Origin of the sequence: Paenibacillus suaedae (assembly GCF_032337355.1) — a bacterium.
In the GTDB taxonomy this organism is placed as follows: Bacteria; Bacillota; Bacilli; order Paenibacillales; family Paenibacillaceae; genus Paenibacillus_B; species Paenibacillus_B suaedae.
On sequence record NZ_JAVYAA010000005.1, the window covers coordinates 50927 to 62996 of the forward strand.

Annotated in this window: 9 protein-coding genes and 1 riboswitch; of the genes, 2 read left to right on the plus strand and 7 right to left on the minus strand. The window is 49.9% G+C overall.

The features are described from left to right. Positions 1 to 2: 2 nt before the first annotated feature. Genes RQP50_RS19750 through RQP50_RS19760 form a run of 3 tightly spaced genes read right to left on the minus strand, consistent with a single transcriptional unit; the run spans position 3 to position 2810 of the window. Entirely contained in the window at positions 3 to 941 is a 939-nt protein-coding gene (locus RQP50_RS19750) for an ATP-binding cassette domain-containing protein (RefSeq protein WP_072729121.1), read from the minus strand. Further along, a complete protein-coding gene (locus RQP50_RS19755) occupies positions 929 to 2428 on the minus strand; it encodes an energy-coupling factor transporter ATPase (RefSeq protein ID WP_315746469.1) in 1500 nt (499 codons plus the stop codon). Before RQP50_RS19755 ends, RQP50_RS19750 begins: the two co-directional genes overlap by 13 nt. After that, on the minus strand, positions 2412 to 2810 hold the full coding sequence (locus RQP50_RS19760; protein ID WP_021257263.1) for a NusG domain II-containing protein: 399 nt from the start codon (positions 2808 to 2810) through the stop codon (positions 2412 to 2414). The genes RQP50_RS19755 and RQP50_RS19760 overlap by 17 nt, the downstream gene beginning before the upstream one ends. A 265-nt stretch (positions 2811 to 3075) precedes the next feature. Here RQP50_RS19760 and RQP50_RS19765 point away from each other — a divergent pair, with 265 nt between their 5' ends. Beyond that, positions 3076 to 4155 carry an FAD:protein FMN transferase gene (locus tag RQP50_RS19765; protein ID WP_072729123.1) on the plus strand — a complete coding sequence of 360 codons (1080 nt, stop codon included), beginning with the start codon at positions 3076 to 3078 and terminating at the stop codon, positions 4153 to 4155. A 177-nt stretch (positions 4156 to 4332) separates the two neighbouring features. Here the strand turns inward: RQP50_RS19765 and RQP50_RS19770 are convergent, their stop codons facing one another. From RQP50_RS19770 to RQP50_RS19785, 4 genes are all read right to left on the minus strand, one after another. Beyond that, positions 4333 to 5187: a DMT family transporter gene (locus tag RQP50_RS19770; protein ID WP_021257265.1), complete on the minus strand. Its 855-nt coding sequence runs from the start codon at positions 5185 to 5187 to the stop codon at positions 4333 to 4335. Between the two features lie 255 nt (positions 5188 to 5442). Beyond that, complete coding sequence (locus RQP50_RS19775; protein ID WP_315746470.1) at positions 5443 to 7353, minus strand: beta-N-acetylhexosaminidase; 1911 nt, start codon at positions 7351 to 7353, stop codon at positions 5443 to 5445. 261 nt (positions 7354 to 7614) lie between these two features. After that, the gene (locus RQP50_RS19780; protein ID WP_315746471.1) at positions 7615 to 8502 is read right to left on the minus strand and encodes a formate/nitrite transporter family protein; all 888 of its coding nucleotides are present in this window, start codon (positions 8500 to 8502) and stop codon (positions 7615 to 7617) included. A 299-nt stretch (positions 8503 to 8801) separates the two neighbouring features. Then, positions 8802 to 10238 carry an NAD(P)/FAD-dependent oxidoreductase gene (locus RQP50_RS19785; protein WP_021257269.1) on the minus strand — a complete coding sequence of 479 codons (1437 nt, stop codon included), beginning with the start codon at positions 10236 to 10238 and terminating at the stop codon, positions 8802 to 8804. A 100-nt stretch (positions 10239 to 10338) separates the two neighbouring features. After that, positions 10339 to 10437, minus strand: a riboswitch (purine riboswitch). Positions 10438 to 10750: 313 nt separating this feature from the next. Between RQP50_RS19785 and RQP50_RS19790 the strand changes: the two genes are divergently transcribed. Further along, entirely contained in the window at positions 10751 to 12010 is a 1260-nt protein-coding gene (locus RQP50_RS19790) for a LytTR family transcriptional regulator DNA-binding domain-containing protein (RefSeq protein WP_315746472.1), read from the plus strand. Positions 12011 to 12070: the final 60 nt, after the last annotated feature.

Here is a 12070-nt window from a genome sequence, read left to right on the forward strand (position 1 = left end):
GGCTACTCCTCCTTCTCCTCCAATGAATCGGCCTGCTGTTCCAACTGCTTGCCTGCAAAATGTGATCTTCCTTCGAGCCCTACGCCTGCAATCGTGGCAGCGAGCCATTCCGTCCATCCCTCTACCGAGCAAGGAAGCTGATCCATTGGCACACCTGATCGCTCCATAACAAGTGCTGCTAGACGCATCGTTGCAGGCAGAAGAATTCCTGCCTCCTCTAGTCGTTCCGGCTGCGCCACGAGCTGCGAGCGCGTGCCTTGAAAGGTTACTTGCCCATCCTTCATTAAGGCGAACGAATCTGCATAGGCAAACAGCTCATCCAGACGATGCGTTACCATAATGATCGTCTTGCCCTCTTCCTTACAGAGCTTATGCAGCAGCGCAATGAGCTCTGCTCTGCTCACCGGATCAAGGGTAGCCGTCGGCTCATCAAGTACGACAATCTCAGGATTCGAGGCGAGTACGGTCGCAATCGCTACCTTGCGGATCTGTCCGCCGCTCAGCTCAAATGGACTGACCTGCAGCAGCGATTCAGGCAGACCTACCTGCATCATTGCCTTGCGAGCGGATGCCTTCGCCTCCTCCTCGCTCTGTCCAAACTGCAAGGGGCCGAACAATACATCCCGCTCCACCGTTTCCTCGAACAGCTGCTGCTCCGGAAATTGAAAGACAAGCCCAACACGGCGCCTAAGCTCCTTCAAGCCGCGCTCTGGCATGCCTCCTTGGAAGGTGAACTCCATTACCTTCAAGCTTCCGGAAGTCGGCTGCAAGATCCCGTTCAAATGCTGAAGCAAGGTTGACTTGCCCGAGCCGGTTGAACCGAGAAGCGCAATGAATTGTCCTTGCTCAAACGCGACATTCAATTCATCTAGTGCGGGGACAACATGCACCCCTTGCCCTTGATAGCGATACGTGACCCGTTCCGCAGTTATGATCGCCATAGTGCATTCACCAGCTCTCTCTCGTCATTCGTATCCGGCACGTCCATGCCTCTTGCTTGCAGCGCCTTCGCCAATTGGAGGGTAAATGGCGCCTGCAAGCGGCACTCCTTCATGAGTGCTTCGTCTGCGAACAGCTTAGATGGCGTTAGATCCGCCGCTATCGTTCCGTCCTTAACCACAATAACCCGATCCGAAGCGAGTATTTCCTCCGCATCATGCGTAACCGATAGAATCGTGTAGCGCCCAGACGCATGCAAGCTCTGGAGCTGAGCGGTCAGCTCCCGCTTCGAGCGCTCATCCAGCATCGAGGTCGCTTCATCGAATATCAAAATGTCCGGATTCAATACCATCATACCTGCGATCGCCACGCGCTGCTTCTGTCCCCCCGACAGTTCTGCGGGATGCCGATCGAGCCATTCCCGCACACGGTACTCATCTGCTACCTGCTCAAGTCGGCGTTCCATGTCAGCAAGCGGCAGTTGGCGGTTTTCCATGCCGAACGCAATATCATCGCGCACCGTTGTGGCGAAGAACTGATTGTCTGGGTTCTGGAACAGAAAGCCGACTTGGCGGCGAATATCTGCAACGCTCTCTTCATTGAGGTGCTCCCCGTTGACATAAATATGCCCAGCATGTGGAGTGAACAATCCATTGATAAGCTTCAACAGTGTCGACTTGCCCGAACCGTTAGGCCCAATTACAGAGACCCATTGCCCCTGAGGAACTTGAAGCGATATCCCATGGAATAGCGGAGAGCGGTGCGGATATTGGAAATGGATGTTCTCCATAAACACTGCATTTTCATATGCAGAACTGGCATGAGCAGTACCAACATCATTGGCAGTGCCCGCACCAGCAGCAGTAACATTAGCGGCACTATCTGCACTTGTCTCCTTGCCATGCGCCACCCCAATTTGCGGAGCAAGCGAGTCGAACAGCGGCAGCTTCGCCAGTGCTGCGACAATATATTTCACCGCGATGCCGATAAAGATGCCTGTTACAACACCCGTAATAAGCAAGACCGGCAAGTAGTAGAAAATATTTGCCGTACCAAACACAATATACGCCGCAGTCAGCTGACCGGCGTTGTGCGCGGCGCCGCCTACGACGCTAATACCTATCAGGCTGACGCTATCGCGGCCAATTTTCAAGATGGCGTACATCACCATGAAGCTGAACAAAGATCCTAAGAAACTAAATAGGAAGGCAGAGAAGGTTCCCAGCATGAGCGTCATGAGCAGCGTCTTCAAGATGACGAGCGTCAATGCGTCCCTTCCGTTCAAGAAGTATAAGCATGCCAAGATCATAACATTGGCTAATCCGAGCTTCGCCCCCGGGATAGGCAGAATCGTCTGCACCGGGAGCATGGCCTCTACGAAGCCGAGAACAACAGCAACAGCGCTGAATATGGCGATAATGACCGCCTTCTTCAACGCTTCGGACTGTTTGGACACGGCAATACGATTCGTATTATTGTACGACGGCATCGATGTCACTCTCCTGGCCAGCATCGCCCTCGCTGAACAGCTCGACAAGCACGCGATGAGGCAAGCATACGATTGTATCATTCGGTCTCGATACGAAGCCGAACGACAGGCACACCTTGTCGGAGCAATCGGCATCAATCATTTCGATCCCCTTATCATGCACCTTCAATAGGTTGAAGCCATGATCGGTTTCGACGCGAATAGTTTGTTCTTCCTCGGTTAATTCCACTTGTTTATAAGGTTTCCCATCTACGGAAATATGAGCGACCACCTTGGAATTGTGCAAATTTTCACTTTCATTTTGAAAGAACCACTTCGGCACAAGAAATGCGAGCGCCGCGACAATAATGACTCCGATGAGAATCAGATCTCCACGTTTCATCTTGTTGACTCCTCGGGTTACATTTTAATTTTGAAGCTATTTTTATTATACCTCTTCGTGAAAGAAGGTTCAATGTTCGTCCATGTCATAACCGTGAACTTCAGCGGAATATGCACGTGATAGTCTGCATTTCTGTGATATGCTTGGTTTGCAACTTTTTGGGGAACTGCTATAATAAAATGCTTGGTTACGAGCCTATTTCCTTAATACAAGGATGTTCAAATCCTGTCTATTTCATTACACATATATATGGAGGAATCGCCTTATGATACGTTCACGCAGCCTGCTTCGCAGTGCCATCGTTCTGTTCTCTGCTTGCGCCCTTATTTTGAGTGGTTGCGGCAGCAGTAAAGATGCATCTGGAACGAGCGATACTGCAAGCCAGAAATCCGCCATTAAGCAGCAATCCTACTTTATTTTTGATACGATCGTTACCGTCAAGATTTATGATGAGCGAGCGGATCAAAAACAATTCAAAGATATCGAGAACCTGTTAAAAGAAATCGACTCCCGTCTGAACCGTACGAAGGACACGAGCGAACTGGCGAAGATCCATGCTGCATCCGGCAAGCAAGCTGTCGCGGTCACGCCGGAATCCTATGATCTGATTGCCAAGTCGCTCGATTACGCGAAGCGTACCGAAGGGCGATTCGATCCAACCGTCGGCCCGATCGTGGACTTATGGAATATTGGCCATGAGAATGCGAAAGTGCCGGATGCGAAGAAACTCGCAGAAACCTTGAAGCTGGTTGATTATAAGGATGTTACGCTCAACCCGGACAAGCATGAAATTAAGCTGAACCGTGAAGGCATGGAGCTGGATATGGGCAGCATCGGCAAAGGCTACGCTGCAGACCGTATTGCTGACTACTTGCGCACGAACGGCTTCCCTAGCGCCATTATTGATCTTGGCGGCAATATTTTTGCCGTTGGACCGAAGCCTGGCGGTTCCGACTGGACCATTGGCGTCCAAGACCCGGATGAATCTCGCGGCAACCAAATCGGCAAGATGAGGGTAACTGATAAGACGATTGTTACATCAGGTGTCTATGAGCGTTACTTTGTGGAGAACGGCAAACACTACCACCACATTCTTGACCCTGCTAATGGGTATCCGGTTGACAATGGTCTTAGCAGTGTAACGATTGTGACGAACAACTCGACGGATGCCGATGCGCTGTCTACCTCTTTATTCGCACTCGGTGTAGAGAAGGGATTGAAGTTCGTCGAGGCAGATCCGAATATTGAAGCCATCTTCATTACTACGGATCATAAGGTGTACGTTACATCAGGCATTAAGAAAATTTTCGAGCTGACGAACGATAAATATAAGATTGTTAATTAACACGAGAGTCCCTCGTGAACATAGAGCGCCCGCTGTCTCAACTGACCTGCTGCATACAGACGATCATTGAGGGCGGGCGCTTTTTTGGGCTTATATATTACATTCACTCATTCAAATGCAAATGGGTCGCAATCAAGTCGCACTGAACAACGAACCGGAAGATTCCTGCTATCCCCGCTATCCCCACATGCTGATCAAGGCCATACCGGCTGCTACGACCCCCGAAGTCGCAATTCTCGTCCAGCCCTGCTGTTCCTTCAACACAACGATGCCTAGCAATGTCCCGATCACAATGCTGAATTCACGAATGGGCGCCAAGTGTGCAAGCGGACCAAGCGTCATCGCGAACAAGAACAGCAAGTAGGAGCCTGGCGAGACGACGGAGCCAAGTACAATCGTGCGCCAATTGATGCGCCATTCCTCGCGCAGCCGCTTCGTTCTCAGGACAGAAGGCGCTAAGAATAGAAGCGCTCCTAAGTTCGAAATTTGAATCAGACCCAAGGGGCTGAAGAACTGCACCACCATCTTATCCGTCAGCGTATAGCTGGCCGTACACAATCCTACCGTCGTCGTAATTGCCAAGGTAAGCCACCATGTCCTGTCACGCGGTTCCTTCGAGGAGAACATGCCGCTAAGCGCGAACAAGCCTCCAACAATGAGCAGCCAGCCGAGCCAGCCAACAAGAGACAGGCTCTCTTGGTACAGCACCACACTAACAATTGGCACAATGAGTGCGGCTGTTCCACGCATCATCGGGTATACCTTGGACAGATCCCCAATCTGATAGGCCTTGGAAACGAGCCAGAGGTATATCCCTTGCAGCAGTAAGGACACAACAAGCAGCAAGCCATTCGTCCAAGTCCAGTGCATGATCACAAGATCATGGATGAAGAATGGCATGAACACGACGGTTGCCAACCCATGTAAGCAAAATAAAAAGGATTCCTTATGAATGCTCCGCTTCGCGAACATATTCCAAGCTGCATGCGCGAAGGCTGAAGCAATAACTAGCAGGAGGGCGTATATAGCCAATCTAGCATCTCCTTTGCAGCAGATATCTTCCATCATCCGATTTCACATCGTATAAAAGGTGAAGCTCCATCATGCCTAGCACCACAACAACAAGAAAACCCGGGTCGTAACCGACCGGGCCCCCTCGCTGCTGTATACAGCAGCCTATTACCATAGTTCGCTGTAGCAGCATCGTGCTTGCCATCGAACCTTGCACATGTCTCCTGCAAGCACGATAAGGTATTTACATCCCATTGACTTCGCTGCCTGACGATATTAGATTGCCGAGAACACGGTACCCGTCACCATGCGATGGAAGAACGGCTGATGTGCGATGCGATCCCCTGCCACTGGATCATCACTGTAGAATGGCAGACGTTCTGCATCAAGCTCCTCCAAGCGATCTACGCGGCCTTCCACGAAGTCGAGAATCCGATCTTCCGCCGACTGCAGCCGTGCAAGCACGGTACCATAGCGGCTGTCGAGCACTTCCCAGCCGAATGGCTTGCTTGTCGCCATCCATAATGCACGATGCGCCTTGCGCGCTTCATCGACCAGCGGACGAACGGACGGAATGACATCAGCGGCAATGCGGCGAAGCTCATCCTTATCACCATTCTGGTACGCGCGCGTGACCTGCACGCCAAGCATCGACTTTGCGCCAACAGCCTTGGACAACTTCGCATACATATCAAACACGAGCGCATGATCGCCTGCGGTATTGTCACGTGCAGCCAAGAGGCGTTCAGCAAGCTCACTGTAATGCTTCGGCAGCTGCGACTCCAGCTCTTCTGTCAAATAGATATCAAACAACCCGATCAGTGTGTCTTGGAACAACAGGAACTTCGAACCGTTCGAACCGTGCATGTTGTTCTTCGTTACACCCGGTGTCTCATCCAAGTAAGTGAGCTGCCAGTAATCATCGAAGCTCTGTCCGGTGCACAGCTGGAAGCGTTCCTTCATCTTCGCTTCATCGACTTCCCCTTCGGTATAGCCGTGCTCAGCGAACAATTGCAAGCCTGGCAGAATTGTCATATGATTCGTCTCCTGCCCGTTGTCGCCCCATGCTGTCGCGAACACTTCCTTAATGCCCTTCGACTTGCAGGCAAGCAGCGCCGGATTCGTATTCTGCCACGTCTTCCCGTAGTTCGGACTCATCGCGCCCCATACCCAGACGCCGCCAGCGAATACCGGATCAGAGCCCAGTTGGCGATGCTTCTCGATAAATTCCTCGTAGAAGCCTTGATCATCATGGTAGTAATCCCAGTAGACGAATTGTACACCCTTCGGAATTTGATCAACAACTTCATTCGAGAAGTTAATGTCGAGATCATAGTAGTGGCCGCCGTTTTTCATAAGCAGGTGGAAGTACATATCACTCCACATCATCGGCGTAAGGCCATGTTTGCTCGTAATCTCTAATACGCGCGCCAAATGCTCGTTCATAATATCGAATCGTTCGCGGAAGCCATGCTTGTGCATATATTTGCCTAGACCAAGCCCGAACGCTTCATCCATCCCGATGTGAATACGCTTGGAACGCAGCGGCTTCGTTGACGCTACAATCATATCCTCAATGAATCGATAGGTCTCCTCTTCCCCTACAAGAAGGACGTCTTCCGTATCCTTCATCTCATTCGCATAGTCCCACTTCAGCGCCTGCGCCAAGTGACCAAGTGTCTGGATGCATGCCACTACCTCAATTCCGAACAACGCGGCATACTGGTCAATCTCATAGAGTTCCTCCGCGGTATAGCGTCCGCGCATGTAGCCGAAATACGGACGGCCTGGAACCTCATACGTATCTTCGGTATATATCATTGCGCCGTTCAAGCCCATTAACGCCATTGAGCGCAGCGTCTGCTTCATCATATGTACATTCGGAACTGCGTTCCGAGATGCATCAATCATCGTTCCGTTATACGTGAATTGTGGATGCTCTATAATATCGAATGGCTGCCCCTTGCGCAGCTGCTCAACGAACAAGCCCAGTGCACGGAAGAAATGAATATCCGACTCATAGCGGATCAAGCCTTCTGCACCATCCCATGCGGCACGAAGCGGCCCCTCTCCCTGCTCTACGCGAACTGTAGTGCCTTCTGTCCCCACTTCCACCTTCAATAATGACTTCAATTCGAGAATTCCTGGTAATACATGTTCGATACTGCCCGTAAAATGCAACTTCACAGCCAGATCCCTCCCCACGAGTTAGTTGGATACGCTTACAGATACAGCGAGGTATCGGTTTCTTTCTATAGAATGCGAAATGCGGAAATAAATTTGTCACCCGTAGTTTACCACATCTATCCCCTGCGAAAGTGACAAGCCCGTGAATTCCTATGAAAAAAACGTCATATCGATGACGCAAAAAAGGCCTAGCCTCGATGGACTAGACCTTACCAATCTTCTTATTCAACATCACTTGGCATGCTCTAACCCCAATACCCTCTAATGGACAGGTGCACTTGCACTTCCTGACGATGCCACCTTGCTTGCATTGCCCACTTCTTGCACATTCGTTGATGTGTTTGAGACACCTGCCGCAGCTCCCTGCTTCTGCTCTTGCTGCGAACGCAAATATACTATATAGTAAGCCCCTGCAACGAACACGACGCCTCCAACCAAATTGCCCAGCCATACCGGCACGAAGTTCGTCAAATATTGTCCCCAGCTAAAATGGCCCTCAAAGATCGCAGCCGGAATTACGAACATATTCGCTACAACGTGCTGGAAGCCAATCGCAACGAACGCCATCGTTGGGAACCATATTCCCATGATTTTGCCGCTGAAGCTCTTCGCTCCATAGGCAAGCCATACCGCAAGTGCAACTAACCAGTTGCAGCCAATGCCGCTGACAAAGGCTTGAATGAAACTATCGTCCAGCTTATGCGCAGCCACATCTACCGTCTTCTGCAAATAAACACCGGAGCCAGTCAAACCGACCACATGACCGAAGAAGTATGCCACGAACAGCGCACCTAAGAAGTTGGCAATCGTAATGACGACAAGATTGCGAATGACCTCTACCGTAGATATGCGTCCCTTCATCCGAGCAAGTGGCACAGCCATCATATTCCCTGTCAATAGCTCGCCGCCTGCTAACAAGACCAGAATAAGACCAACCGGGAACAGCGACGCTCCAATTAGGCTATTGATGCTTCCCCATTCCGCAGGTGCTCCAGCTGTTACACGTATATATAAGAGATAACCAAGTGCAATAAATGCGCCGGCAAGGAATCCTAGAATCATCATGGCGGACAATGGGTTCTTCGCTTTAATTGTTCCGGTATCTACTGTCGCTTCCGCAATCTGCTGCGGCTTCAAATAACCTGACATCGACATGACCTCCTGCTTATGCTTATTCGGATGCAAGCCCCATCATTTCCAAGGCCACACCCCATCCGCACCTACTCAGATACGAATAATTCCAGTTGGAATGTCAGCTGAACAGGTTGCAAATTTATTGTAACGGAGCCCCAATTCCGATGTTGTGCATTTTATCACAAAGCATATTTCAAATATTGTCCATTTTGCGTATAACCCCGTGCATATCCGATCTACGCAAAAAAGCCAGTAAGTCGCACAATCGACTCACTGGCCTTAAGCTGTATATGTTGTTGACCTGCAATGTGAAATTATGCGCCGCGCTTTGCAACAATGCTCCGTGCAATGTGTACACCTGCAGCACCCGCTTGTGCGAGTCCACGCGTAATGCCCGCGCCGTCTCCACCGCAGTACAAGCCATCAATTTCAGACTCCAACGTCGTGTCCAGCTTCGGACGAGCGGAGTAGAACTTCGCCTCTACCCCATAGAATAACGTATGCTCAGAAGCGATACCTGGTGTTACGCGATCAAGCGCTTCAACCATTTCGATAAGACTCTTCATCGTATTATACGGAAGCACAAGACCCAAATCTCCAGCAACAGCTTCTTTCAAGGTAGGCTCCAAGAAGCCCTCTTGAATGCGCTTCTCTGTGGAGCGGCGGCCGCGAATGATATCCCCGTACTTCTGAACGATAATCCCGCCTCCGGACAAATCATTCGCACGCTTGCAGATTTCACGAGCGTACTCATTTGGCTTGTCGAACGGTTCCGTGAACTTGTGCGAGACAAGCAATGCAAAGTTCGTATTCGCAGAACCAAGCTTCGGATCCTTGTAGGAGTGCCCATTGGCACACATGATCCCACTGTGGTTCTCGACCACGACATGGCCAGATGGATTGCTGCAGAAGGTACGCACTTGTGTGCCGACAGACGTGTTGAACACGAATTTCCCTTCATACAGGTGCTCGTTGATTTCGCGCATGACGATATCCGATGTCTCCACACGCACCCCAACGTCCACTTGGTTGTTGTACATTTTCAAGCGGCGCTTCTTCAATATCTCCGTCAGCCATGCAGAACCGTCACGTCCTGGTACGATGACCACCTGATCCGCTTCATGCTTCTCGCCGCTCTTCAGTTCAATCCCCTTCACAATATGGCGTCCATCCTGCTTCTCTGTAATCAGATCCGCTACTTCGGTCTTATAAGCCATATCGATACGAGTCTTCAAATATTCATAAATGGATTTTAAAATCTCCAAGTTCTGTTCAGTGCCCAGATGTCGAACTTGTGCGCGCAGCAGCTTCAAGCCAGCGGAATATCCAAGCTGCTCAATACGGCGAACCGTTTCTGTCGTTGGATCGGTAATGTCCGTCGTCGCTCCGTGCTCCAAGTTGATTGCATCTACATATTTAATCAAGTCCAGTACTTGCGAAGCTGGCAAGAAATCTGTCAGCCAACCCCCGAACTCTGTAGTTACGTTAAATTTCCCATCACTATATGCCCCTGCTCCGCCGAAGCCGTTCGTAATCGAACAAGCTGGAAGACAGCCAGCAAAGTCCTTCTTCCCTGCCGCTGGAGGACATTTCTGAATCTTCTCCTCCAAAATCGGACAGTTGCGGCGATAAATATCATGTCCCTTATCTACAAGCAAAACCTTCAATTGCGGTGCCTTCAAAGATAATTCATAACAAGTGAAAATACCGGCCGGACCTGCTCCTACAACAATTACATCATATTTACTCATTGTTTCCTCCTCGATGCTCACGATGTCTCGGTCTATTTCTCTTCTATCCGATGAGCCTGCACCTATTTGGGCAAAAAAAATATCCCGTTACGTTCAGGTATGCCAAAGCATACCTACTCGTAGTCAGGAATTTACGGCTCCTGGTAGAGACCCCTAGACCTTATCTCTGGGATATACGAACAGGATAAACAAAAAAAAGGCCAATCAATCCTTGCCACCCACTTCTGTGGGAGCAACCTTATTGTATCGAAATTTAGCGAACAAGTCAACATTATTCCCGCCCAATGTTCGTGAATTATTTTTAATTATCATTTCAATCCATTATAGTAGATAGTTAAAGAGGTAAAACCCGAACATTAATACACAGCCTCTTTGAGGAGTTTCTTACCATAGAAGGGTAAATACATCGTTCGTCAGGTTAGCATCTACCCAAATCTAGGTTCTCGATATATCATTTACCTATATGATCTAACTCACACCAATGAATGGGCATACTGATTGGAGGTTCGCGTATGAACGCGCAGGAACCCCCCTACGGGGAAGGACTTATTATTGATAAGTTATATGTGACGAAGGGCAATTCCACACTTTTAGACGCGCTGAGCGTACAAATACATCCCGGACAATGCATTGCAGTGCAAAGCAACCATATTACGGGACAGTTAATTATCGATTTGCTTATGAATCGCGCTAAGCCCTCTGCCGGCAGTGTAACCTGGCGTGGAGTGCCACTCTCCTCTGCCTCACTCGCGTCCAAGATCGGCTGGATTCGGCAGGGCGATCCCCTCTACGAGCGATTAACACCGAAGGATGCCCTTATCTTCTATATGAAGATGTATGGAGCCTACCATAAAGATCGACTTGAGCAGCTATTGAAGTTAACCGGTCTGCATGAGTGCGTGAATACGCCGCTTGGCAAATGTACGTTATCTGAGCAGCGCCGATTCCACTTGGCGAGAGCCGCTGCTCATCGTCCGGAACTAATCGTCATCGAGGATCCCGAATTCCACATGGATTTGGAGAGCAGCTACCTGCTTCGGCAATGGATCAACACTATGTGCGAAGAAGGCGCTTCAATTTTCATGACCGTGCCTTCCTTAGAAAGCGCGCTTACGATGACCAATCATGTCGTTCGCTTAACACCATCGGGCTTCAAGTCCGTTATCATTGAGGATGAGGCACCTGAAACAGGGGCACTTCCGGAAGTTGAGATCATTGAAAATGACGAACACACAACCGATGCTGTTCAGCAAGTGCTAGCAGCGGAAGCCGAAGATGGTGGACAAGAAGGTACCGGAACGACGAAGTCTCTGAATGAAGATGTTAGCAGCCAACCATCAACCAAGGACAAGAAGTCCACAATACAAGCCGCTGAGAACGAAGAGGATGAGCCTGAATCCGCTGCAGCTGGACAACGCTTCGTCCCTCAAATCAGCTTCGATAAGATTCCAGCGCGCATCGAAGACAAAATCGTGCTTATCGATCCACTGGAACTGAATTATATTGAAAGCCAAGACGGGGCTTCCCAGCTTCATATGCATTCGGGTTCCCTCCCCTGTACAATGACGCTGACGGAACTGGAGCGCAAGCTTAAGGCATTCGGGTTTTTCCGCTGCCACCGTTCTTACTTAGTCAACCTGCAGCGTGTACGCGAGGTCATTATTTGGTCGCGCAACAGCTACAGCCTTGTCCTCGATGATGAGAATAAGAGCAAGGTACCACTCTCCAAGAATAAATATGAAGAAATGAAGGCCATTATGGGGATCGGATAATTCGTCATCTGCGCCATTCATCAGGAAAAGCTGTATTATCCACTCTCTCATTGGTTCCAT